At 45.4% G+C, this 23,844-nt stretch carries 21 protein-coding genes, 2 pseudogenes and 1 riboswitch; of the genes and pseudogenes, 7 read left to right on the forward strand and 16 right to left on the reverse strand.

What is annotated here, in order from left to right; translation table 11 throughout:
• Positions 1–144: 144 nt before the first annotated feature.
• Complete coding sequence (locus tag JGK20_RS09190; protein WP_293186854.1) at positions 145–900, reverse strand: DUF561 domain-containing protein; 756 nt, start codon at positions 898–900, stop codon at positions 145–147.
• Between the two features lie 343 nt (positions 901–1,243).
• A pseudogene (locus tag JGK20_RS09195) lies at positions 1,244–1,771 on the reverse strand (creatininase family protein); the annotation flags it as partial.
• Between the two features lie 61 nt (positions 1,772–1,832).
• Between JGK20_RS09195 and JGK20_RS09200 the strand changes: the two are divergent.
• The gene (locus JGK20_RS09200; protein WP_293186855.1) at positions 1,833–2,126 is read left to right on the forward strand and encodes a PAS domain-containing protein; all 294 of its coding nucleotides are present in this window, start codon (positions 1,833–1,835) and stop codon (positions 2,124–2,126) included.
• Here JGK20_RS09200 and JGK20_RS34475 read toward each other — a convergent pair.
• Positions 2,091–3,298 (reverse strand): annotated as a pseudogene (locus tag JGK20_RS34475) (ISAzo13 family transposase). The gene JGK20_RS09200 and the pseudogene JGK20_RS34475 overlap by 36 nt on opposite strands.
• A 93-nt stretch (positions 3,299–3,391) precedes the next feature.
• Here JGK20_RS34475 and JGK20_RS09215 point away from each other — a divergent pair.
• On the forward strand, positions 3,392–3,601 hold the full coding sequence (locus JGK20_RS09215) for a hypothetical protein (RefSeq protein WP_293185897.1): 210 nt from the start codon (positions 3,392–3,394) through the stop codon (positions 3,599–3,601).
• A 403-nt stretch (positions 3,602–4,004) separates the two neighbouring features.
• On the opposite strand, the gene JGK20_RS09220 is transcribed toward JGK20_RS09215, so the two are convergent.
• Positions 4,005–4,325 (reverse strand): WGxxGxxG family protein, encoded by a 321-nt coding sequence (locus tag JGK20_RS09220; RefSeq protein ID WP_293185898.1) that lies wholly within the window; start codon positions 4,323–4,325, stop codon positions 4,005–4,007.
• A 377-nt stretch (positions 4,326–4,702) separates the two neighbouring features.
• Between JGK20_RS09220 and JGK20_RS09225 the strand changes: the two genes are divergently transcribed.
• Complete coding sequence (locus JGK20_RS09225; RefSeq protein WP_293151824.1) at positions 4,703–5,347, forward strand: hypothetical protein; 645 nt, start codon at positions 4,703–4,705, stop codon at positions 5,345–5,347.
• Positions 5,348–5,367: 20 nt separating this feature from the next.
• On the forward strand, positions 5,368–6,117 hold the full coding sequence (locus JGK20_RS09230; RefSeq protein WP_293230167.1) for a pentapeptide repeat-containing protein: 750 nt from the start codon (positions 5,368–5,370) through the stop codon (positions 6,115–6,117).
• 391 nt (positions 6,118–6,508) lie between these two features.
• Here JGK20_RS09230 and JGK20_RS09235 read toward each other — a convergent pair whose 3' ends face one another.
• Positions 6,509–7,033 carry a hypothetical protein gene (locus tag JGK20_RS09235; RefSeq protein ID WP_293185901.1) on the reverse strand — a complete coding sequence of 175 codons (525 nt, stop codon included), beginning with the start codon at positions 7,031–7,033 and terminating at the stop codon, positions 6,509–6,511.
• A gap of 84 nt (positions 7,034–7,117) precedes the next feature.
• On the opposite strand from JGK20_RS09235, the gene pyrE reads away from it, so the two are divergent.
• Positions 7,118–7,693, forward strand: a complete 576-nt coding sequence (gene pyrE, locus JGK20_RS09240; protein WP_293185903.1) for an orotate phosphoribosyltransferase — start codon at positions 7,118–7,120, stop codon at positions 7,691–7,693.
• Between the two features lie 576 nt (positions 7,694–8,269).
• Positions 8,270–9,556, forward strand: coding sequence for a DNA (cytosine-5-)-methyltransferase (dcm, locus tag JGK20_RS09245; protein WP_293204670.1), 1,287 nt, complete (start codon positions 8,270–8,272; stop codon positions 9,554–9,556).
• Positions 9,557–9,601: 45 nt separating this feature from the next.
• On the opposite strand, the gene thiC is transcribed toward dcm, so the two are convergent.
• From thiC to JGK20_RS09275, 6 genes are all read right to left on the reverse strand, one after another.
• Positions 9,602–10,975 (reverse strand): phosphomethylpyrimidine synthase ThiC, encoded by a 1,374-nt coding sequence (gene thiC / locus JGK20_RS09250; protein ID WP_293198426.1) that lies wholly within the window; start codon positions 10,973–10,975, stop codon positions 9,602–9,604.
• 8 nt (positions 10,976–10,983) lie between these two features.
• A riboswitch (TPP riboswitch) is annotated at positions 10,984–11,080 on the reverse strand.
• Positions 11,081–11,315: 235 nt separating this feature from the next.
• Positions 11,316–12,140, reverse strand: a complete 825-nt coding sequence (locus JGK20_RS09255) for a Uma2 family endonuclease (protein WP_293204672.1) — start codon at positions 12,138–12,140, stop codon at positions 11,316–11,318.
• A 96-nt stretch (positions 12,141–12,236) separates the two neighbouring features.
• On the reverse strand, positions 12,237–12,797 hold the full coding sequence (locus JGK20_RS09260) for a Uma2 family endonuclease (protein WP_293225914.1): 561 nt from the start codon (positions 12,795–12,797) through the stop codon (positions 12,237–12,239).
• 170 nt (positions 12,798–12,967) lie between these two features.
• Positions 12,968–13,528 (reverse strand): Uma2 family endonuclease, encoded by a 561-nt coding sequence (locus JGK20_RS09265; RefSeq protein ID WP_293185908.1) that lies wholly within the window; start codon positions 13,526–13,528, stop codon positions 12,968–12,970.
• An 88-nt stretch (positions 13,529–13,616) separates the two neighbouring features.
• A complete protein-coding gene (locus JGK20_RS09270; protein WP_293191508.1) occupies positions 13,617–15,698 on the reverse strand; it encodes a tetratricopeptide repeat protein in 2,082 nt (693 codons plus the stop codon).
• Between the two features lie 303 nt (positions 15,699–16,001).
• Complete coding sequence (locus JGK20_RS09275; protein ID WP_293185910.1) at positions 16,002–16,871, reverse strand: 6-carboxytetrahydropterin synthase; 870 nt, start codon at positions 16,869–16,871, stop codon at positions 16,002–16,004.
• 422 nt (positions 16,872–17,293) lie between these two features.
• Between JGK20_RS09275 and JGK20_RS09280 the strand changes: the two genes are divergently transcribed.
• Positions 17,294–18,796, forward strand: a complete 1,503-nt coding sequence (locus JGK20_RS09280; RefSeq protein ID WP_293191504.1) for a cyclic nucleotide-binding domain-containing protein — start codon at positions 17,294–17,296, stop codon at positions 18,794–18,796.
• Between the two features lie 174 nt (positions 18,797–18,970).
• On the opposite strand, the gene JGK20_RS09285 is transcribed toward JGK20_RS09280, so the two are convergent.
• From JGK20_RS09285 to JGK20_RS09305, 5 genes are all read right to left on the reverse strand, one after another.
• Positions 18,971–19,651 (reverse strand): J domain-containing protein, encoded by a 681-nt coding sequence (locus JGK20_RS09285; RefSeq protein ID WP_293191502.1) that lies wholly within the window; start codon positions 19,649–19,651, stop codon positions 18,971–18,973.
• Between the two features lie 752 nt (positions 19,652–20,403).
• Positions 20,404–21,366, reverse strand: coding sequence for a cysteine synthase A (gene cysK / locus JGK20_RS09290; RefSeq protein ID WP_293185913.1), 963 nt, complete (start codon positions 21,364–21,366; stop codon positions 20,404–20,406).
• 159 nt (positions 21,367–21,525) lie between these two features.
• Positions 21,526–21,966: an Rrf2 family transcriptional regulator gene (locus tag JGK20_RS09295; RefSeq protein ID WP_293185915.1), complete on the reverse strand. Its 441-nt coding sequence runs from the start codon at positions 21,964–21,966 to the stop codon at positions 21,526–21,528.
• Between the two features lie 215 nt (positions 21,967–22,181).
• A complete protein-coding gene (locus JGK20_RS09300; protein ID WP_293230171.1) occupies positions 22,182–22,964 on the reverse strand; it encodes a hypothetical protein in 783 nt (260 codons plus the stop codon).
• Between the two features lie 190 nt (positions 22,965–23,154).
• Positions 23,155–23,844, reverse strand: a 690-nt coding sequence (locus JGK20_RS09305; protein ID WP_293199053.1) for a hypothetical protein, incomplete at its 5' end; no start/stop codon positions are given.

Here is a 23,844-nt window from a genome sequence, read left to right on the forward strand (position 1 = left end):
ATCTTCCTTCTCCCCTCTTCCCTCTTCCCTCTGAAAACTGTCAACTGTCAACTGTCAACTGTCAACTCTTCCTTCTTCCCTCTTCCCTCTGAAAACTGTCAACTGTCAACTGTCAACTGTCAACTGTCAACTCTTCCTTCTTAATTAGATTGAAGTAGCAAAGTGCGATCGCTCGACTTTTGCCAAAGCTTCAACTAAACTGCGAACAGCAGCAATCATCGCCACTTCGCTGTTAAGTTGGCTGACAGCAGAACCGACGCCAACACCCGCAGCGCCAGCGCCAATAGCCAGCGGTGCAGTGACGCTGGAGATGCCCGAAGCGCAGAGTACGGGGACTTGTACGGCGCGGGAAATTTCAAAGGCTGCGGCCAAAGTAGGCGCTGCTTTTTCAATCAATCCCAAAGTTCCGGCGTGAATTGGTTGGGCGCTAGTACCGCCTTCGGTTTGGATGATGTTAGCGCCAGCTTTGACTAATTCGGTTGCTAACTGTACTTGTTTGTCCAGTGTCAAAATGTGGGGAACTGTTACAGAAAGAGTGATGTTCCCAAATAGCGATCGCGTTTGGCGAGTCAACTCCAAAACTTCCTCAGCTTCAAAGCGGCGCCCTACGGCGTAGAAAGCATCAAAGTTGCCAATTTCAATCAAATCAGCGCCAGCTTCTACCGCAGCTACAAACTTTTCTGGTTCCACAGCCGACACACAAATTGGCAAATTTGTCAACTGTTTTGCCATCAATACCAAATCGCGATCGCAAGCAATATCGACAAAGGAAGCGCCACCGAGATCCGCTGCTTTGACAACAGCCGCAACGTTAGCCGCATCAAAATTATTTAAACCGCTGATAATTTTCAGGGCGCGGCCTTGCTCAAATGCGCGCTGCAATTTAGGAGTTACACTCATAGTTAGCCTTCCAACTCAGAAAATTTGTTAGACTCATTTTGACACGAATTAGAACTATTTTTGATTTTTAATTCTTAATTTTTATAGGACTGATACCAATTTTTTATGAGGGTGCATAGAATCTGATCCCCCCTAACCCCCCTGGTGGGAGGGGGGGACAAGAGTTACTCAAAGTCCCCCTTCTTAAGGGGGATTTAGGGGGATCGGGATATGTGCAACGACCCATTAAATTGGTATGACGCACTCCTTGTTTAGAAACCGGGTTTTTTTACGAAAAGACGGATTTTAGACCGCAGATTAGGTAAAAAACCCGGTTTCTGGGTGCCGATGCGTAAGTTTTGTTTTAATTATTTCCCGGCTGTCGAAACTTGTGCACATCTTTGATAACTTGTACCCAGCCGTCAGAGAGAGATTCCAAAATACGATCGCCCTTTTCCTTCGTCGCCACCGTCGCATCGCCCAACACACCGCTATCAGTCAACTCTCGCGTCAGCCAAACAAAAGGCAAGCTACCTTCCATACTCAGCAAACTGTCAGCAGGCAAATCCCTCGGATACTCGCAAACTGCTCGCTCCATTTTCACCTGTTCGGGCAAAATTGACAACATCAAACTCGTTTCGGCATCTCCCGCGTGAATTCCCAATTCTAACTCTTTCGCCGTGAGTAATTGGGCCGCCACATTCGGCACCCGCCAAACAAACAGCGGAAACACTGAAAAATCCTGATATTTCTGATGAATATCCCGCACTGCAATTTCCATTACCTGCGGCTGTCCGCCGTGGGCATTCATCAATACTAATTTCCGAAATCCTGCCCGGTAAATACTGTCAGCAATTTCGCCAATTGCGGCTAAAAGTGTCTGAGCGCCGATCATAGAAGAACGTTTGAGCGTCGCCATCAAAGGCTCGGGCATAGCAAGCTGGGATCTAGACGTGCGAACAAATCGAGTAATTTGGTCGGCGAACCATTTCAGGATTTTCGGCTGCGAACCGACACCGGGCGGCGAAACTACGATCGCAGTGTGGAAAAAGTTCGTGCATCCAGACGACTTAAAACAAGTCTTGCAGGCAGTCAAAACGGCTCGGGAAACGCGATCGCTCTACTCGATCGACTACCGAATCGTGCGCGCAGACACGGCCAAAATCCGCTGGTTGAGCGTGTTAGGGACTCGCGGACAAATAAAATACCAGTCAAAATGGGATAATCGTGATATCCCATTTTGGTAAAGTTTCAGAACGTTGCCATGAGGGCAAATACTGTTTTAACTCATGAGGTAAGACTTTTACGCCTTTCTCATAAGTTGTCTCAATTAAGTTTACAATGGGATTAATTCCTTTCCATGTCATGCTAGATGCCCAGTGTACGGCAGTTTCAACTGAATCTAAAATAGCACCATTCCAATAGTGTTCAAGTGCCGCCCAGCAGCGTTCAATTGAGTTATACTTACTATGATATGGTGGATAGTAAATTAGTCGGATTCTTAAGCCAATTGCCTGAGATAACTCGATGATGCGTTTGATGAATTGTGTGCGATTGCTTCTGATTGCCGGACCACCATCAAGGTCAATCACTAATTCTTCGAGTTCGGTGTAATCAGATTGATTATTGTGCCACCAATCTGTTAGACAATCAACAATAAAATCTGTAGTTTCAGCGGACTGTCCCATATAAATCGATAGTTGATCACTTTGAGTGTTAAGAATGCCAAAGGGGACTAATACAGCTTGCCACTCGGTATCATGATCGTCAGCCGATTTCGGTTCGATGGTTCTGGCTTTACCTCCCCGTGACAGGTTGCCAATTTTTACTTTCGCTTTGGTATCAATTGATATTCGCAGAGACTTGACATCTAGATTGGAGGCTTGATTCTCCTTCAATACATTCTCAAAAATCGCATCAGTTTCGGGAATTTTTTTCAAGGGCTTGGTTTTTTGTGTTTTTTTAGGCGATACCCCATTCGATTTAAAATCGCGCCAATTGTCTGACGAGAAGGTAATTGCTCACTGTCGTAGTTCTTCTGACTCACTAATGCCGCTCGTACCGCCATGGCCGTGATCCGGGCATACAAAAATGTCGATTGAAACTTGGGGTCTGCCTGGGACTCTGGATCTACTAAAGAACGAATATCGGCTTCTAAGTTGGGCAGCAAAATTTCACTTTTATGTCGCCCTCGTGCCCGGTAATTATCCACACAAATCAACCCGGTTTGTCGTTCATGTAAGCCTAGTTGAACACTGTCTCGGTTCCACCCCATAAATGTTTCTACTTTGCGGGCCCAACCATTAAAGTAGTCTTCAGCCACTTTTGCCATAAAGTCTCGACGGCGATAGCCTGTCAGTTTTTTTGCCGCATCTTTGAATGTTAATTTCACTGGCTCACTCAAGATCATTTCTAGCATCCCAATTACAGAAGTAACAACCGCTTATGTCAGATTTTTTGTTTCCTACTCTTCTAGGATAACTGGGGTTATATTTAATCGCAAGCCCCTTATATGTTGCTGCGGCAGGTGCGGGCTCTGCCGCCGGAGCAAGGCGGATTGGTTCCCGCGATCGCCCTTACCGCCTATGCTGGAGAAATTGACTACCAGCAAGCCCTGACTGCGGGGTTCCAGCGGCACATTTGTAAGCCTTTAGATCCAGACAAGTTGGTGCAGGCGATGTTGGATGTGTTCGTGGAGCGATCGGGCAAAAACATTTTTTAATTTAAACTATTTTTTGCTGCTAAAAATCTTTATTTAACGAACCGCAAAGGCGCGAAGAACGCGAAGGAAAAAGAAGAAGAAGAAGAAGAAGAAGAAACAAATAAAATAGTTTTGTAGTAAGGACTTTAGTCCTCTCTCGGTCTGAGGAGCGAAAATTAAATAATTTACACATATTTGTGGGATGGGCGTCCCGCCCGTCAAGAAAGGACAAGAATCATAAAATTGTAAGTTATTTAATTCTCATTCCTGAGGACTAAAGTCCTCACCACGAACCAATTGATTGCCGATCGTATCCAATAAAAAAACCTCACAGATGGAGGTTTTTTGATGATTGTTGGCGCTATTCGGACAGGTTAAAACATCCTGTCCCTGCATCATGCCCACAGCCCGTTATACCCTAGTATTAGCGGTAATCTGTACGAACTGCTGGATCGCGATCGCCAGTTGTAGTGGTATAGCGGACATTTTCTTCGCGTTTGCGGGGCATTAAACCGAGCAAACCGGACAAGCCGAGCAAGCCCAACCATCCCCAATCAAAATCGCGATCGTTCTCAGCACTGTAGACACCAGAGCGAGGAGTAGTAGTGGTAGTGGTAGTATCTCTGCTGTTAGTACCCGGAGTTGTATTTGTCTGAGCCGAAGCAGGCAAGTTAGCTGGCACAATGGCTAGACCAGCAGCGATAATACCTGCACCGATTGCTTTGGATAAGTCAGAACGTTTCATAATTCAAATGCTCTCTGTTGGCAAAAATCTTTAACTATCATCACTATATCGATCGCCTTTCAAAGTTAAATCCACCTGTAGCAGTAAAGATTGATTAACTCCAGCTATTACTACAGATTGATATCAAATTTTTAGTGGTCATACGAAATTAAACATAGCTCGCAAAGCCCAAAACGTCACTTCGAGGGGTGTATCTCATATCGTTTCCGGCCGCATCGGTATTGTTCAAACAGTCAACCGTCAACCGTCAACCGTCAACCGTCAACCGTCAACCGTCAACCGTCAAAAATCATACAGACAATGTACTGTTGACAAAAAAAGGTAAACTCAGATATTGCACAGACAACAAAAGCTCGATCGACGGAGATTAAAACAAATTGGGAATAGAGCTACGCAGCTACGTATTTCTAGACAACTTGCAGCCACAGCACGCAGCATACATAGGCACTGTCGCCGCCGGATTCTTGCCACTGCCGGGGGATGCGTCGCTGTGGATAGAAATCTCCCCTGGCATCGAAATTAACCGAATTACCGATGTCGCCCTCAAATCAGCCTCCGTGCGCCCTGGAGTGCAGATAGTCGAGCGCCTGTACGGCTTGCTGGAAGTACACTCGGGCCAGCAGGGCGAAACCAGGGCCGCAGGCAAAGCAATTCTAGAATTCATCGGAGTCCGTAGAGAAGAATGTATCAAACCGCGAGTCATTTCCAGTCAAATTATTCGCAACATCGACCCCCACCAAACCCAATTAATCAACCGCAGCAGGCGCGGACAGTTGCTGCTGGCGGGACAAACGCTTTACGTCTTAGAAGTAGAACCGGCCGCCTATGCAGCGCTGGCAGCCAATGAAGCAGAAAAAGGTGCATCTATTAACATCTTAGAAGTTCAGGCTGTCGGTAGTTTCGGACGGCTTTACCTCGGCGGAGCAGAACGAGATATTATAGCAGGTTCCCAGGCAGCAATTGCGGCGGTGGAAAGCGTATCTGGTCGCGAAAATCCAGCAATTTTTGGTCGCAAGGAATAGGGGTTATAGGAGATGCAATTATGGCAAATACACAGCATTTAGCGCTGCTAAAAAAAGGTGCAGTTACTTGGATTGAATGGAGAAATCTCAACCCAAACCTCGAACCGGATCTGAGCGAAGCTAACCTCGCTGAAGCAAATTTTAGAGGTGCGTATCTTGGGCGGTGTAACCTTTTTAAAACAGACTTGTTTAAGGCTAAATTAATTACAGCAAACCTTGCTGAATCTAATCTCAGTTTAGCAAATCTTGCTGGAGCACAACTCCTCGATACTAAATTAGTTAAAGCTAATTTAACGGGAGCAAATCTCCGAGCGGCCGACCTCCGGGGGGCAGATTTGAGCGGGGCTAATTTAATTGGGGCGGACATCAGTGGTGCGATTCTCCAACAAACCGATTTAGGAGATGCGAATTTAATCGGGGCGGCAATGTTTCGAGTTAATGCGATCGGCGCGAACCTCAATCATGCTAATCTCAGTCAAGCCAATCTCAATCAAGCCGAATTGATTGAAGCACATTTTTACGCAGCCAATTTCTCTAAAGCTAACCTCGGGGAAGCTCACTTCACGGGAGCATATCTTTTTAGGGCAAATCTTAGTTTTGCGGACTTGAGTGCTGCCGATTTCCGCTGGGCAAACCTCGGTAAAGCTGATTTGAGAGGGGCGAATTTGACAGGGGCAAATCTCAGAGGAGCCAATTTGGCTGGAGCTAATCTCGACGGTGCTCATTTGCAAGGGACAATCATGCCTGACGGCAGCATTGTTTCATCATAAGTTTGTAGTTTCTCAAGTAGGGACACGGCACTGCCCATTAGTGTCAACTTAAGGTTAAATGTATTACCAGTCTACTGTCTAACGATTAGGCCCAGATCCCCCCTAGCCCCCCTTAAGAAGGGGGGGACAAGAATCCGATCAAAGTCCCCCTTCTTAAGGGGGATTTAGGGGGATCTGGACTATGGTAAAAACGACATTTATCAAGGCTTTCAGGCTTAAGTTGACACGCTTTGGGCACGCTTGAGTGTCCTGATTGCGGGTAATATGAATTGCGATGCAACCGGAATTCAGATAATTAAAGTTTGTAGTGAGGACTTCAGTCCTTCCTCTGAGTTGAAGTCAATCAGGACTAAAGTCCTTACTACAAACAATTGTTATACCGAACTGGGAGTTAATTTCCACGAGCCGGTGATACATTGTACAGTCCTCTAACCGGGCCTGGTACTGCCTCCGACTCTTGCTGCTGCCGCGGTACAAACGGTTCTTGGACTCGGCTCCCAGGAGCGAAACAGCCGCTCGGTTGAGGTGCTACCTGGCAGGCTGCGGGCAAGGCCATAACTGAGGCATCAAAGGGATTGGTGGCATCGGGAACGCGAAGAATAGGGTCGCTGGAAACCTGCCGCTGCATTACTCGTCGGTAGAGGCCGCTGACGCGACTGGCATCGCGCTCGATTTCTTTTTCGGGAAAGGCAACTACGCCGCTGGGGGAACCAATTCCTAGATAGTCGCCCATGTAACCTTGCAAGCTGACGTTGTGATAAAAGTCTCCTGAAGCTTCAAAGAATTGTCGGTTGAAGTTGTCACCAACGGGGCTAAATCGGGCTGTATCTGCTTGAGCAGGTTTGACGGATGCCAGTGCGGCAGAGGCGACAGCGAGAATCAACGCACTGCTGAGGCTTTTTAACTTTTGACTCATAAATTTCAGCTTCTAGATTAATTACGGTTCCAATATAGACTGATTATCGGCGGATTATTTGCGTTTTCTACAAGGTGTTAAGTTATGGATGCTGCTGATTTAAAGGTGTTGCGCGATCGACTTTTGGATTTATTGTGCGAGTTTGCGTACCGCGAGGGCGACTTTGTGCTGTCTTCGGGGCAGAAAAGTTCTTATTATATCAACTGCAAACCGGTGACTTTGCACGCTGAAGGTGCTTTGGCGACGGGGCGCGTACTCTTCTCGATGCTGCCACCTCAAGTGCAGGCTGTGGGCGGTTTGACGTTGGGTGCTGACCCGATTGTAACTGCTGTGAGTGTGGTTTCGGCTCTGGAAGGTCGATCGATTCCGGCGCTAATTGTCCGCAAAGAGACGAAGGGACACGGGACAATGGCGTATATTGAGGGGCCTGTGTTGCCCGAAGGGACGAATGTGGCGGTGTTGGAAGATGTCGTAACGACGGGTAAGTCGGCGATGCAGGCGGTGGAGAGGCTGCGGGGTGCTGGCTATAAAGTCGATCGCGTGTTGTCGCTGATCGATCGAGAGCAAGGTGGAGCTCAATTATATCGCGAGCAGGGATTGGATTTTCAGGCTGTTTTTACGATCGCCGATCTCAAAGAATGGATTAGTAGCAAGCAATAGGTAAAAGTGCGATCGCCAATCTCCTAGCCTAAAAAATCGCGTCAACTGCCGCCGAACATTTAATAGCGAGAACGGCGGGCGATCGCATCAAATTCACAGCACTCATTACCACAGACAACCAAAAATGTCAACTCACAATTACAGAAGAACAGTTGAAGAAATCCGTGAGTTAGCTTCGATGTTTTGGCCTTCCGACTTATCTCAAAAGGAAGCATAACTCAGTGTTATACCAAAATTGATAGAAACTCAAGATCAATTTATTGCTATTCTTAGCGTCACTGTTTCAGAGTTAAGCGGATTATTTCAAATAGTAAACTCTTCAACACTTTCAGGAAATATGTTCCTGAAGGATTTAATTGTACTGGCGGACTTTGGGGGAGAAATGATAAAAAGATATCCGCTCAATAAATAGGGGTAACAGCAAAAAAGAAGGTTCACAATCTAGGCACAGCATGGTAAAATAGTATCCGCTCAATAAATCGGGGGAAATCACTTAATGATGAGACTCAAACATCGCAAAATCGTTTCCAACACGGTACTCTACCCCGATTTATTGAGCGGATACCTAAAATCGCCATGCAAAAAATCCGTTTCATTGACTTATTCTCAGGAATAGGCGGCATGAGATTAGCCTTTGAAGCCGCCGCACATTCCTTGAATCTGGAAACAGAATGCGTATTAAGTAGCGAAATCAATCCCGATGCTCAATTAGTCTACCAGACCAATTTTGGCGACACACCTTCAGGCGACATCCGACTAATTGACCAACTTCCAGAACATGATATTTTACTGGCAGGATTTCCTTGCCAATCCTTCTCCTACGCAGGCAAAAAAGCAGGTTTCGGTGATACACGAGGCACCCTGTTCTTTGAAATAATGAGGCTAATCGATACCGCTCAACCTCAAGCATTTATTTTTGAGAACGTCCGGGGACTTGTGAGCCACGACGGTGGCAGAACCCTCGAAACAATTAAACACGAAATTACCAGTAGAGGTTACAGCTTCGATTACTTTATACTCAACAGCTCCAACTTTAGTTTACCCCAAAACCGCGTCCGAGTTTACCTAGTAGGAATTTTAAATGCTTCGCCCCAATTTGGGTTAATTTCCGACTTAGGCCCAAAAGATTCCCATTCCTGCAACCATCAACAGTTATCCTTATTTTCCCCGTTGAGTAAACCCGTCGCAGTTGCAGATATTTTGGAAGACAATCCAGACCAAAAATATGATTGCTCGCCAGAATTTGTCAAGGCATTGAAACCAATCGTTAACAATGATTTAAATCGCTTGCACGGAATCCGATTAATCGACTATCGTGGCGGCAATTCGATTCATTCTTGGGAATTGGGTTTGCGAGGCCAGTGCAGTTTAGATGAAATTGAGTTGATGAATCGTTTTATATTGAAAAGGCGCAATAAAGAATTTGGACATCACCAAGATGGGAAGCTTTTAACTAAAGAACAAATAGCTACTTTTTTTGCTCATCCCAATCTCGATCGCATTCTGGATTTACTGGTTGCCAAGAAGTACCTACAGCGCAACAATGATTTGTATAAACCTGTATCGGGTAACTTTTCCTTTGAAGTCTATAAATTTCTAGATCTGCAGAAGATTTCTGTAACACTTGTTGCCAGCGATGCAAATAAATTAGGTGTTTATCACAACCATAGAGTCCGGCGAATTACTCCCCGCGAAGCCGCACGGTTACAAGGTTTTTCCGATAGTTTTGTACTGCATTTCAATGATGATAAAGCTTACTATCAACTGGGCAATAGCGTCAGTATTAATGTGGTAAAAGCTGTGGCGAAAGAAGTTATGCAGAATATTTTGTCCTCTACCAAACAAAAAGTTAGTGCCTTTTGAATTGGGAAGGGTGGGCGAATTTATCCGCCCGCCCTAGCAATATAGTTAGCTTAGCGCTACAGGTTCCTTAGCAAGAAATTTCTCCAACTCAGTCAAAGCATCGGCATCAACCTTAGTCTGCATCGGACAGAACTTAGGCCCGCACATCGAACAGAATTCAGCAGTTTTATAGATATCTGCTGGCAAAGTTTCGTCGTGATATTCCTTTGCTCTTTCAGGATCGAGCGATAGCTCAAATTGACGGTTCCAATCAAAATTGTAACGCGCCTTCGAGAGTTCGTCGTCTCTGTCTCGCGCACCTTTACGGCCGCGCGCGATATCCGCAGCGTGAGCCGCAATTTTGTAAGCAATCAGCCCGTTTCTGACATCCTCAGCATTCGGCAATCCCAAGTGTTCCTTAGGAGTCACGTAGCACAGCATAGCAGTACCGTACCAACCAGCCATCGCCGCCCCAATCGCTGAGGTAATGTGGTCATATCCTGGTGCAATATCAGTCACCAACGGCCCCAAAACATAGAAAGGAGCTTCCGAGCATTCCTCCATTTGTTTCTTGACATTAAACTCAATTTGATCCATCGGCACGTGGCCAGGGCCTTCCACCATTACCTGCACATCATGTTCCCAAGCTTTGCGAGTTAATTGTCCCAAAGTTTTGAGTTCAGCTAATTGAGCTTCATCCGACGCATCGTGAGTGCAACCGGGGCGCAAAGAATCTCCCAAACTAAACGAAACATCATATTTCTTGAAGATTTCAATGATGTCGTTAAAGTGAGTGTAGAGAGGATTTTGTTTGTGGTGGTGTAGCATCCACCGCGCCAAAATTCCGCCACCACGAGAGACAATCCCAGTCAGCCGATTTTTGACTAACGGCAAATGCTCAATCAGAATTCCGGCGTGAATTGTTTGATAATCAACACCTTGTTGAGCGTGTTTGTCAATGATGTGCAGGAAGTCATTCGCCGTCAGACTTTCCATATTACCGTGCACGCTTTCTAGAGCTTGGTAAATTGGTACAGTGCCGATAGGAACTGGTGAAGCTTTGATAATCGTAGTACGAATTTCATCCAAATTGCCACCGCCGGTGGACAAGTCCATCACGGTGTCAGCACCGTATTTAACTGCTAGTTTAAGCTTGTCAACTTCTTCTTCCATATTGGAAGAGTTCGGAGATGCACCGATGTTAGCATTGACTTTGCATTTAGACGCAATGCCGATCGCCATTGGTTCCAAATTCGTATGATTGATGTTAGCGGGAATAATCATCCGTCCCCGCGCTACTTCGGCGCGGATCAGTTCTCCTGGGAGATTTTCTCGCTTAGCAACAAAGTCCATTTCCTCAGTAATGACACCTTGACGGGCGTAGTGCATTTGAGATACGTTGCTGTGACCCTGACGCTTAGCGATCCATTCGGTACGCATATCTTAATGTCCTTCATAAACAGCTTCCCTCCGCTGGTATTACCCAGACTCAGGTTCTAAGGGTGTTTTCTCAGCCCGGATCTGCGGGCACCCCTAGCTTTAGGCTTATGATACTAGCACTTACGTTGGGCAAAGATTAAATCTTTATAAAAAATTCCACAAATATATAATTTTTCAAGAATTTTAAGAATTTTTATTAAAAATTAAATATCTTTAATTTTGCAATTTATCAATGGTCGTAAAGCGCAGCTATCCCATAGGTAATCGTCCTTTCCCAATTTATGATATTTCTGTCATAAAAAAAGAGCGATTACCCAGAATTCAACAACTAACAAAAAAATCACAATTCATCGGGATTAATGCCCATTTGGCGCAACTTTTCTGCCAAACGATCTGCCCGAAGTCGTTCTTCGTCAGCGCGAAGGCTTTCTTGTTGAGCGCGAAGGCTTTCTTGTTGAGCGCGAAGGCTTTCTTGTTGAGCACGTTCCTCCCCTATTAATAACAAATTGCCTTCACTATCCCACCAACGCAACCAAGGCAAATTCATCTCATCATATTCCCCTTGCCAGATTCCCAATTCAACTCCAAGCTGTGGAATCGGATAGCGCCCGCGATCGTTCGGACTCAGGCGCTGATAGCGGTTGTCTTCTAAATGATACATTTCTACAGCCGCTTTTTTCACTTCATAAATCCCGTAAAAAGGAATGCGGATCGCCTGTTCGTAAACCCAGAATTTGCCAGGTTTTTGTTCTTGTTGTTCTTCTCTATCTGGATCTGGCGGTGGAGTTCTGTCTCGTTCTTCTGAACCGTTCCCCGACACAAATTCAATTGCAATTAGCGGTGCAACGTATTCTTTCCACAATACATAGGAACGCCTCACCTGACCATTTAAAAGTGGCGGTACATTGGGGACGTAAAACCAATCTGGTGCTTCGGCGCCGCGTTCGGGAGGGTCAGTTAAACGCCAATAAATCCCGCAATCTTGACCGATGCGGTACCGTCCGTCAGGGTGAATTTTTTGCAATACAGGCCGCAGGGAATCGGTGAGAATAATGCTTTGAGGCAGTTCTTGAAAGTTTTTCACAAAAGTACCGTCAGACTCTGGCAGTTCGGTGTGGTCTGGGAGATGGGTGACTCCCAATTCAAATGGTTTAGCAACAGTCATAAAACTTTCGCTGATTTGAGGAGTTAAATTAATTATATAGTAAGTCTAAGGTTTTGGTAATTGGGAGTGGGAATCGAAAATAAGATAAAAGTCAGCCTAACCCAAGATTAAATCAATACTCACTACAAAATCGGGAAAAGCCAGCGGCGAAATTTGTTGTCCGCGTTCAAACTTTTGTATTGAAGTGTAGCCATTTATCGTCGGCTGGCGGTAAACTTCCAAACAGTTTTCCTCAAGATCCCACAGCCATACTTCCTGAATTCCAGAACGCGCATAATTAGGAACTTTGACATCGCGATCGAAATCTACAGTGCTATCTGAAACCTCTACTAAAAGCAACACCTCTGATGGTATTGGATGCGCTGTAGCGTAGTAGTCAGAACGAGGTTGCAGCAAGACAACATCCGGTTGAGGTTCAGTCCTTTCTGTCAACTGAATTGGATCTTGAACACCCAAAATAGCACGTCTTCTCTCCAGATCGGAGAACACAGCGATCAGACGCTTTACACAACTTGCATGACGAGTCCCAATTGCTGCCATTTCGATAATTTCTCCTTCGATCAATTCGACTCTGTTATTTTTATTAAAAACACCTACTTTAATCATCAGGTGATATTCTGGCACTGTAAATAGCCGTCTTTTCATTTCAACAGACATAACTATTCTCCTTTTTTCGCAGTTAGTTTAAGCGGGAGCATCTCTATTTTGCAAAAAGCATTTTTTTTATTATAGTGCGAGCGTCCCCGCTCGCGATTTGTAGCATACGCGAGCGGGGACAGCACTATAAATGCAAAACTGAGATGCTCCCGTTTAAGCTTACTATTTTTTTAACCCAAGATTAAATCAACACTCACTGTCAACTCAGGAAAAGCCAGTGGTGAAACTTGTTGATCGCGTTCAAATTTTTGCACTGAAGTGTAGCCATTTGCGGTGGGATTGCGGTAAACTTCTAAACAGTTTGCTTCCAAATCCCATAACCATACTTCCTGAATGCCCGATCGCGAATAATTTGGTATTTTCACATCGCGGTCATAATTAACGGTACTATCTGCTACCTCTACCAGCAGCAAAACATCCTCGCTATTTGGCAGGGATTCTTCATAAAAATCAGCGCGACGCTGTACTAAGGCAATATCAGGTTGAGGTTCTGAGTTATCATTGAGGCAAATAGGATTTTGCACCCGGATGATAGCACGTGTTCGCACCCGATCGCCAAAAAACTCTGCCAGGCGATCGACACGGGCGGCGTGGCGCCTACCAATTGCTGCCATTTGGATAATTTCTCCTTCGATAAGTTCCACTCGTTCGCGATCGCTAAAAACACCAGCTTCACTCATCAGGTGATATTCTTGCACTGTAAATAGCCGTCTTTGCATTTTCACAGACATAACTATTCTCCTTTTTTAGCATTTGGCATAAGTTTACCATTTTTGCCAAAAATATTCCAATACAGCTCAGTTGCGCTGTACCTTACAACTAACTCTCCGAAGATTCATCGACTTGTGGCTGGTTTTGAGTATCTTTTTCACCGGCTGCAAATCCTTCTGTATCTTGTTTTAATTCTGAGGCAATTGTGCCTCGATCGCGCCAAGCTTCGGCATTTTCTGGCTTGATAGCAATGGCTCGATCGTATGCTGCCATTGCTTCTTCGTAGCGCTTTAATTGCGACAAAGCTGTACCGCAGTGGTGCCAAGCATCGTAGGATTCTGGCTGAATTGCGATCGCCTTTTCGTAAGCTGCGATCGCTTCTTCATGGTGCTGCAATTTTGCCAAAGATTCGCCTTTGCCAAACCAAGCTTCGTAACACTTGGAATTAAGCGTGATTGCTTGGGAGTAAGATGCAATTGCTGCTTCGTGTTGTGATAGTTTGTCGAAAGCTGCGCCTCGGTTGTGCCAAACTTCAAAATCCTGCGGTTTAATGGCAATTGCTTTGTCGTAGGATGCGATCGCCTCTTGATGGAGCTGCATTTTTCCCAGCACGGCGCCTCTATTGTACCAAACTTCGTATTTGTCGGCCCGGATATCGAGAGCCCGATCGTAAGAAGCAACAGAATCAGCGTAGCGGAGCAATCTCCACAGCATATTACCTCGATTGTACCAAGTCTCGTATCTCTTGGGATTGAGTTCAAGAGCGCGATCGTAAGAATCGACTGCGGCGGCGTACTGCTGTACTTTACCCAGCATCGCACCTCGGTTGTGCCATATTTCGCTGTCGGTTGTTTTGATAGCCAGGGCGCGATCGTAACTGGCGATCGCCTCTTCGTAATGCTGCAATTTACCCAACAAAGCTGCTATGCTGTGCCAACAACCGTATTTTCTCGGCTCGCTCGCACTTGCTCGCTCGTAACAGGCGATCGCCTCTTCGCACCTCTGCAATTTTCCCAGCAAATTCGCTTTATTGTACCACGCTTCGTAGTGATCCGGTTTAATTAATATTGCTTGGTCGTAACTGGCGATCGCCTCTTCATGACGCTGCAATCTAATTAACACATTGGCGCGCCAATACCACGCCTCATCCGCATTCTTGTTCGTTAAAATAGCTTTTTCTACGCAGGCTAATGCCTCATTGTAATTGCCCTGAAAATAAAGCTCTTCGACTTGCTTTATACAATCGTCAGCAATCAAATTTTGTCCGTCACTAGCAGGTGCTGTTGCAGAAGTTTGTGCATTATTTAACTGCCGCTGAGGTGCGAGTTTGACAGCTTCTTTGGCAACAATTGCCGGAACCTGGGAAATTTCCTGAACAATTTGAGATTTTTTCTCGTCAACTTCTGTTACCAACACTTGCAGGCGCATGATAAATTGAGATTTGAGAGTCTCAATTTGCTCGACGGAAGATTTGGAAAGTTCAGTTTCTCTAGTTAAAAAATCAAGTGATTGTTTAGCTGCACTCATTTGTGCCTCTAATTCATCCCTCATTTTTTGAGTCAGTTGGCGAGAGTTGAGCAACTCTGATTCCAACACACCAATGCCGTGCAATCTTTGATTGGCGTCAGCAACCAACTGTTTGACTACCAGCCTGCGGATCGCCCAAAAAAAGGCGATTGTCACCGGTGGCAAAATAGTACCCAGAATTAATAAAATATTCAGCAGAGTTATCGTATTATTAAAACCATATCCAGTTTCTGCACTGCCAGTCCGTGGAGAGAAAAAATCGAAAGCGTCGCGAACTTGGGGACTGCTTTTAACCCCAGTTTCGATTAATTTAGCCAGCCATGTTTCTTGTAAAGATTGAGTCAGTTCATCGGTGGCTCTAGCAGCAGGATTTGCCTTGGTTTTAACAGCAGGAGATAATTCAGCACCGGCCGCTGCTACCAGCAAACCAGTCTGCGATTTTACCGCAATTCGTGGGGAAAATTGTTCGTCGGCGATCGTCTCGGGCGCGCTCATTGACTCCGCCGGACGAGAGACGGTATTATTTATGGCATCAACAAAGTTGCTGGCCTGCGGTGTCTCACCAGAGATGGGAGGTGCAGCCGGAGCGGCGTTAGTTTGAGCAGTTACATTCTGGGATGCGAGGGCGGCCAGAGTCAATAGAGCTACATTTGAGACTCGCATAAACGTCAACTCACCTAGGAGAAATTAGTGTTGTTTGTCAGCAGATCGGGCGATCGACCTCATACTCTCAGCAGTGACAATAGCTTTGATGAGGAATTCTGGGTTACTATCTCCAAAATACGGGCTGCGTCTGACTTGTCAGGAAAAGTCCCAATAATACTCGCCACATAACTTGTGTCAAAGAACACTTTCTCGCACCTAATCCGCCTCCAATCATCCTCGGAATCATCGGGGCGGCTTCACCAATCTGCACAATTTGCCTCATATCCGCCTAAACCGCCCCAACTGATCCGATTTGTACCTCTAAACCGCAGCTAAAACTGCTGACTGTTGCTGTTGTACCGTCGCTGCATCTAAATCGGCACCGTAAATTTCGCAGCTATTATTCGGACTTTCAATCAGCTTAATCTTGTGCAACTCAGCGCCCAATTCCCGTATGGGCGATCGCAACAATTGCCCGATCCGAACCGCAATATTCTCCGCCGTTGGCACAACCTTCTCAAAATAAGCAATATCCTTATTTAAAAAAGTGTGATCGAAAGGTTCAACAACATAATCATCAACAGCTTTTTGCAAAGCTCCCAAATCAGCAATCATCCCAGTCCGCGCATCAATTTCCCCTTTAACAGTCACCTCTAAATGATAGTTGTGACCGTGACCGTTAGGACGAGCACATTTGCCATAAATTTCCGAGTTTTCTTCAAAACTTAAATCGGGACGAGCCAACCGATGGGCGGCACTAAAATGAGTGGACAGAGTTAGATAAGCTTCCATGCCATTTCCTAAATATTCAGCCCAAAGTTCCGGGTGTTCAAACAATTGAATTTTGCTCACAGGCAAATGAGGAGCTAGCCGCAGCCAAATTTGCCGTGCTATGTTTTCGGTAGTTGGCAGAGTCTGCCCAAATTCCGGCCATGCTTCGTTAAGGTAAGAAAAATCGAGATCCTTGGTAACTTCCCGCTTGATGACGTGTTTGACATCAGACAGGTTGAGCACCATGCCGTACTCGTCGAGTTCTCCTATCATGGAAACGTAAAGAACGTAATTGTGTCCGTGTCCCGGTGCGCGGGCAGTTGGGCCAAACCGTTCAAAGTTCTCGGCTTCGCTCAACTCCGGCAGCCAGTACCGGTGACTCGCCGAAAACTGTGCCCGACGATTGATGATGCACTGCATAAAAGTCAAGTAAGGTAAGCTTGTTAAGTTCTGTAAAGGACTTACTTCTTAAGGATAAACTAATTTTTGCTGGAATTTTTCGATAATTTTAGGGTGCTGCGAATGAATTTCTACCAATTTTTGAGATATTGGCAACACGTTGCCTCACCAGCCGCTGGGCTTATGGTACGCCACAACACAGATATCACGGGCAGAAAATACCGCTACAAAACCGTTTCTCGCCATCAGTTGCTTTTCCATCAGCTAAGAATCTTTGAGAAAGTGCGATTCCCAACAGGGTAGCTGCGCTTGACGACCTTTTTGCAACACAGCGCACTCCGCAGTTCGGGTTTTTCGCATAAACTCTGCCACAGTCAGGAGTTTGCGGTTCAGTTGCCAGCAAAACTAATCATCCATCACCAATTACTCATTACCAAATCTTAATGAATTGGATTACTGAACAAGCCGATCGCTTTTTTGAAAATTTGTATGGTGCGATCGCAACTCCCCTATTTTATATCGGGGACACTCATCTGTCCATTAGTGCGATCGTCAAACTGATAATATTAGCTATATTAGCCTTCGTTATAGCTCGTCTCATCAGTGAAGGAATCAAACGCAGCCTGCTAGTTAGGATGGGATTGGATCGGGGCAGTCGGGAAGCAATTTCCACCATCATCAGCTACATCTTAGCAACCCTTGGCTGTATATTCGTCATGCAAGGTGCAGGGCTCAATCTCACCTCTCTGACAGTCTTAGCTGGCGTCGTCGGCATTGGTTTCGGCTTCGGCTTGCAAAATCTCGCCAGCAACTTTATCAGCGGTCTGACCCTACTATTTGAGCAGCAAATTCGAGTCGGAGACTTTATTGAGATTGACCATTTATTAGGAACAGTTGAAAATATTTCCATCCGTTCCACAATTATCAAAACAATCGACGGACTATTTGTAATCATACCAAACATCAAGTTTGTCGAAACCAACATTATTAACTGGAGTTATAGAGACCCCAGATGCCGCGTCCACATCCCCGTCGGCGTTGCCTATGGAACTGACCCAGTATTAGTTACAGAAGCACTGTTAGTCGCTGCGAGACTGGAATCGAATATCTTATCACATCCTTCTCCGAAAGTTTGGTTTCGCGGGTTTGGAGATAACGCTTTAGATTTTGAACTTTTAATTTGGATTGACCAGCCACAGAAAAGCGATGAAATTAAAAGTGCGGTCAACTTTTTAATAGATTATGAATTGCGCCACCGCAATATCGAAATCCCATTTCCCCAGCGGGATTTGTGGCTGCGGAACCCGCAAGAGTTAACCAAACATTTTCACAATAATCACAAAGACGATAATTCAAACGGTCAAGTTTACCCCCAGAATGCCAAACATTCAGCCGAACTCAAATCTAATTCCACCGTTTCCGAGCCTAAAAAGCAAGGGGTTAAATCCCCTAATAATTGGACGCTACGAGATTTGTTGCGGCGAGTAACTTATTTTGAACAGTGTACAGATGTAGAACTGCGGCAGTTAATTGAATACGGCTACCGACAACTTTTTCCAACAGGACAGATTGTCTGCAATGAAAATGACCCTGGCGATTCTTTTTATATTATTCTTTCTGGTTCTGTAGAAGTTCTTTCTCAAAAAGCCGATCAGTATATTGCGACGCTTCACGAGGGCGAGTTTTTTGGGGAAATCTCTTTGCTGTTGGGAACTCCGAGAACGGCGACTGTTAAAACTAGCGAAGATGCAATTTTGTTTGTGGTGGAACGCCACGACTTGCAAAAACTTTTAACAGAACAACCGAATTTGGCGGATCAGATTGCTCAAAAATTGTCCGAACGCCAGCAAGCTTTGAGAGATTTGGGATTGTTAGAGGGCGACTCTCTGGAACAAACTCCTTTTATTAAAATCCGGAAGCGAATTCAAGTTCTTTTTGGAATTTGACATTCAGAACTCATTGGGAATTGGGAATTGGGAATTGGGAATTGGGAATTGGGAATTGGGAATTGGGAATTGGGAATTGGGAATGAATTAGAAGTTATTTGTTATTTGTTATTGATAGCCCGCAACAAATAACCAATAACAAATAACCCATAACCAATAACCATAACTTCTTCACTAACTTCTAATTTTCAATTCCTCCTGTGCTTCCCGCCGCAGTCTAGCAGCAATTCTAAACAGTTCTTGACCTGTGTGCAAATGGCGATCGTCATAATTGAGGGTAAATAAATGCAATTCTTCTATGCCATCTCCCACTTGATTGATGCAGTAGTAAAGATGGGCCGCAACTCCGGCTACATTAGATGGATTGGGCATCACCCTCAGAAAGTCATTAGCTTTTGAAAGAAAATCGCGACAGGTTTCGATATAAGCTTGAAACTTTTCGATCAGTTCATCATCGAACGGATCTGCTGACAATTCGTTTATTTCCTTTTTCAGCGGCTTCAAGATGTTGTTGAGTATTCGATTGACTGGTTTGTATACTTTAATCAGCCACTGTTCCATGTGTTCGTCGGCGTCCCGCGCTGCTTGTTGTCGCTGGCGGGTAACGTTTGGCGCGTAGGGTGATTGCTCTTCGCTGGGCTGGGAGATTTGGCGATCGTAAGATTGTCTTTGCTGGGCATCTCCTAATATTTCATAGGCTGCATTGAGGCGGACAATCTCTTCGTGACCGGCTGTCGCACTCTGGCTGTCTGGATGAAATATTTTGACTAAACGGCGGTATGCTTGTTTAATCTCGGCTTGGGTTGCGGTTGGGCTAATTTTTAGGGTTTTGTAGTGATTGGTAACAGAAGACACGCTATTATTTCCTTGAAATCTGGATAATCTGCGAAAAAGTGCTTGACAAAAATATCATTATTTGCTAATATACCAAGTATTTATACGATATAAATGCCAGCAATTTCAGGTAAAAAACATCTGCTTTTAGAGTATCATAAATATATTAAAAAAGAATCTTAAAAAAAACATTCATACTTTTGAAATGGCAAGCGGATTAACATTGGCGACTTACTACAGCAGAAGTCAGCAGGCTTGAGTTCAATATGTCGCAAGCCCAAAATTCATCTTAGTAAAGGAATCTCAAGAAGCGGAATGGGATTCAATTTAAGCTGATACTAATGGCAGCATAAATAGAGCTATAAAAGTAATTCCTGACTTCATGAAGGGAATAGAGGGATTGCAGTTTATTCCTGTATTTTTAGGAATGTGCACTAAAATTACCAACGTAGATGTCTAACATTGACTACTTTTGGGTAGCCTTGTCTGGGTTTTTACGAGCGGTTTGTACAATGCGAGAATATCGTAACCGTCAGGGCGATTGCTCGATCGCGATCGACAATAGACTTGAATTGCAAAAATCGGAAAACACCCTGAAATTATCTGCGTTGCATCGTCGGTTGCATCTGTCTGACATCTGCGCTTGAAGGATCGATCGAAGACTTATGCAATCTTGTCTAATAATCTATCGCAATTTTTTCATCTCAAAAGCCAAGCAGGGCGTACATTCTACGCCCTGCCCTCAGTTTCTGCAACTCGCGCCGGAGGCTAGTTTAGTTGACAGCCACCGCCAGATTCAGTTCTGGATCCTGGAACAAGGGAGTGCTGAGATAGCGCTCGCCGAAGCTAGGCTGAATCATCACAATCAATTTACCTGCATTTTCAGGACGCTTGCCGACTTTCAAAGCTGCACACAGTGCCGCACCGCTGGAAATACCGGACAAAAGTCCTTCTTCTCTGGCTAAGCGACGCCCGTAGGCGATCGCCTCGTCATCGGTAACAATGATCACTTCGTCGATCGCATTTACATTCAGCACTGGCGGCACAAAACCTGCACCGATACCTTGAATTTTATGAGGCCCGGGCTTTCCGCCCGACAGTACCTGACTGTTTGCTGGTTCAACGGCGATCGCCTTAAACTCGGGTTTCCGGGACTTAATCACCTCTGCAACACCAGTAATCGTGCCGCCAGTGCCGACTCCAGAAATCAGGAAATCCACCTCGCCGTCGGTATCTGCCCAAATTTCCTCAGCCGTTGTCGAACGGTGAATGTCCGGGTTGGCTGGATTCCGAAACTGCTGCAACATATACGCATTCGGAGTTTTGTCTACAATCTCTTGAGCGCGCCGAATGCAGCCACTCATGCCTTCAATGCCGGGAGTCAATTCTAGTTGAGCTCCGTAAGCTCGTAACATCGATCGACGTTCCGTGCTCATCGTATCCGGCATGGTCAAAATCAACTGGTAGCCCTTTGCGGCCGCCACCATTGCTAGAGCAATTCCGGTATTGCCAGATGTCGGTTCTACTAAAACCGTTTTCCCGGGAGTAATCAGCCCTTCTGCCTCGGCTTGATTCACCATATTGACACCAATCCGGTCTTTTACTGATGCTGCCGGATTCATGCCTTCGAGTTTGACTACAATCCGAGCCAAGCAGCCTTCGGCTTGGGGAATGCGGTTGAGTTGCACCAGGGGTGTGTGCCCCACCAATTCTGTAATGTCGCCAGCAATACGCATAATCTTTGTCTGCTTGTTGTTGAAAGTAAATGTTAATTCCTAGTTGGCAATATTAAGCTATTGCGTATTGAGATTTAACTTTTAGGGCTGGCTCTCTCGCCTACCGCACTGATTGTTTGAAAAAACAGGATTTTGAAAATTAGACGCGCGTCGGCTTAACTAGATGTAATACATAATATTGAGCTGCCGTCTGCCATTGCGTTTTTCGCACAGATCTTGTAGCGTATATTTTTGCAACACCGAGTTGGCGATCGATCGCGCTTCTTGCCAAACTTCCCAAATCACAGCACTTTCTACAGTTTGAGCAGGCGAGTCTTTTTCAGAGCGATCGAAGTCTGAGCCTTCGAGACAGTTGATAATTTCGAGCAGTGTAATTTTCCACGGTTCCCGCGCCAAGATATAACCACCCTTAGCTCCTCGCTGGCTGCGAATCAGCCCGCAGCGTCTCATGGTAGCGAGCAACTGTTCTAAATATCGATCGGGAATATTTTGCTGAGCAGCTATCTGGCGAATTTGCAGGGGTTCGCCCTCATCGTAGCAATCGGCCAGCTCCAGCAAAGCTAAGATTGCGTATTCGCTTTTACAGGAGAGTTCTACCATAGTTGCACTTGAAAGTACCAGAATTCTCAACTCCGAAGTCAGATTTTAGAATCATTCTCAATTTTGAGTTCCAAATTCTCACTCCTCACCTTTGATTATACTCCGGTTCTCCACTAGAGTTTACTGACTTCCATCAATTCCTTGCAAAAAAGGCTCGCAGGGCGATCGTATGTATCGCTCATTAATCCACAGTCCGATCCTCGTGGTGGCTTCCGTCAAGCACTCTCATCTAAAGTAGAAAAATCAAGTAATGATGGAACATCAAAGCAGGGAAGTTCAACTTGCAAATACTTATCTCCACACAGATTCTCTGGCTTACCATCTCTATACATAATTCTAGAGGCGATTGTTTGCAAAGCTTTCAGCGTCAACGCTCGATCGATTACCCCAGATAGCATCGTTGCTTCATAACAATGTTCCATATATTCTTCGGGAATCTGCTCGTATGGTGGGGGCGGGGCGACGCGCTTCAAAGCGTCTTTAATCTCGGTTCTGCGATCGAGATTTACCAGGGAAGCAATAAGAGGCAATATCGGCACTAAGACGGCGGGTGGAGGAATTTTTCTGTGATACTTACGGGAATTTGGTGAAAAATAGGCAATCCGAAGAGTTATTCCCCACTCTCTCATCGCTCTTTCGGCTTCAGGACAGAAAAAGTGAAACCTGACCCATTTCTCTAAATCAAGTACCACATTCCGTCCCATCTGCTGTGCCAGCAGCGGTAAAGCCTTGGTCACTATCTGCCGTACAAGCTCGCCTCGCTCCCCATGTGTGCCTGTCCAATCCCTCATACGATAGCGAGTCTCATGCTCAATAAAAGCCTGGGTATAAATTGACTCCCAGATAGATGGTTGCTCTAATAGAGCATTTGGCAATCCTAACAGCGGTAGGAAAGGAGCAGCCCACGGTAAAGTGGGTAAAGACAAAGCTTCCAAATACTCCGAGCTTTCAGTGTCTTTCCAAGAAAAATCAAGTTCCAAACAGTTTAGTTTTGTCATAAATGATCGTGTCTATCAAGGCTTAGAACGTAACTCTAACCCCAGAAGCCTTGCAATTATTTCTAATGTAACCAGAGCAGCTCCTGCTACCCCTGCTCCTACCCATAAAACACTGTATTAAGCTGACAATTTAGATGTAGAACAGCTTATCACTCATTAATCCAAAGTCTGATCCTCGTGGTGGCTTCCGTCAAGCACTCTCATCTAAAGCAGAAAAGTCAAGTAATGATGGAACATCAAAGCAAGGTAGTTCAACTTGCAAATACTTATCTCCACACAGATTCTCTGGTTTACCATATCTACTCATAGTCCGAGCTTGAATCTCCGCCCACATCGCCACTTCTGAACGTTCCGTGTCGTTGAGTTTAGAGGCAATTGTTTGCAAAGCTTTCAGCGTCAGCGATCGATCGATTACCTGAGATAGCATTAACTCTTCATAACAATGCTCCATATATTCGTAGGGGATCTGCTCGTATGGGGGGGGCGGAGCGACACGCTTCAAAGCGTCCTTAATCTCGGTTCTGCGAGCCAAAGCTACCAGTTCAGAAATCTCTGGTAATATTGGCTCTAAGACGGCGGGTGGAGGAACTTTTCGAGGATAACGACGGGACTTTGGCGAAATATAGGCATACCTAAGAGTAATTTGCCACTCTGTCATCGCTCTTTCGGCTTCAGGACAGCATTCGTGAAACCTGACCCATTTCTCTAAATCAATTGCCACATTCCGTCCCATCTGCTGTGCTAGCAGCGACAACGCCTTCGTGACTATCTGCCGTCTCAGTTCGCCCCGCTCCCCGTCTGGACTTCCTGTCCAATCTCTCAGACGATAGTCAGTCTCATACTCAATAAAAGCCTGGGTATAAATTGACTCCCAGATAGA

It is taken from the genome of Microcoleus sp. PH2017_05_CCC_O_A (genome assembly GCF_020738785.1).
Taxonomy (GTDB): domain Bacteria; phylum Cyanobacteriota; class Cyanobacteriia; order Cyanobacteriales; family Microcoleaceae; genus Microcoleus.

Excerpts from the sequence above, each read along its gene's own strand:
- JGK20_RS09190 (WP_293186854.1), bottom strand. The coding sequence starts at position 900 with ATGAGTGTAACTCCTAAATTGCAGCGCGCATTTGAGCAAGGCCGCGCC.
- JGK20_RS09215 (WP_293185897.1), top strand. The coding sequence starts at position 3,392 with ATGTTGCTGCGGCAGGTGCGGGCTCTGCCGCCGGAGCAAGGCGGATTG.
- JGK20_RS09220 (WP_293185898.1), bottom strand. The coding sequence starts at position 4,325 with ATGAAACGTTCTGACTTATCCAAAGCAATCGGTGCAGGTATTATCGCT.
- JGK20_RS09230 (WP_293230167.1), top strand. The coding sequence starts at position 5,368 with ATGGCAAATACACAGCATTTAGCGCTGCTAAAAAAAGGTGCAGTTACT.
- JGK20_RS09235 (WP_293185901.1), bottom strand. The coding sequence starts at position 7,033 with ATGAGTCAAAAGTTAAAAAGCCTCAGCAGTGCGTTGATTCTCGCTGTC.
- pyrE (WP_293185903.1), top strand. The coding sequence starts at position 7,118 with ATGGATGCTGCTGATTTAAAGGTGTTGCGCGATCGACTTTTGGATTTA.
- dcm (WP_293204670.1), top strand. The coding sequence starts at position 8,270 with ATGCAAAAAATCCGTTTCATTGACTTATTCTCAGGAATAGGCGGCATG.
- thiC (WP_293198426.1), bottom strand. The coding sequence starts at position 10,975 with ATGCGTACCGAATGGATCGCTAAGCGTCAGGGTCACAGCAACGTATCT.
- JGK20_RS09255 (WP_293204672.1), bottom strand. The coding sequence starts at position 12,140 with ATGACTGTTGCTAAACCATTTGAATTGGGAGTCACCCATCTCCCAGAC.
- JGK20_RS09260 (WP_293225914.1), bottom strand. The coding sequence starts at position 12,797 with ATGTCTGTTGAAATGAAAAGACGGCTATTTACAGTGCCAGAATATCAC.
- JGK20_RS09265 (WP_293185908.1), bottom strand. The coding sequence starts at position 13,528 with ATGTCTGTGAAAATGCAAAGACGGCTATTTACAGTGCAAGAATATCAC.
- JGK20_RS09270 (WP_293191508.1), bottom strand. The coding sequence starts at position 15,698 with ATGCGAGTCTCAAATGTAGCTCTATTGACTCTGGCCGCCCTCGCATCC.
- JGK20_RS09275 (WP_293185910.1), bottom strand. The coding sequence starts at position 16,871 with ATGCAGTGCATCATCAATCGTCGGGCACAGTTTTCGGCGAGTCACCGG.
- JGK20_RS09280 (WP_293191504.1), top strand. The coding sequence starts at position 17,294 with ATGAATTGGATTACTGAACAAGCCGATCGCTTTTTTGAAAATTTGTAT.
- cysK (WP_293185913.1), bottom strand. The coding sequence starts at position 21,366 with ATGCGTATTGCTGGCGACATTACAGAATTGGTGGGGCACACACCCCTG.
- JGK20_RS09295 (WP_293185915.1), bottom strand. The coding sequence starts at position 21,966 with ATGGTAGAACTCTCCTGTAAAAGCGAATACGCAATCTTAGCTTTGCTG.
- JGK20_RS09300 (WP_293230171.1), bottom strand. The coding sequence starts at position 22,964 with ATGACAAAACTAAACTGTTTGGAACTTGATTTTTCTTGGAAAGACACT.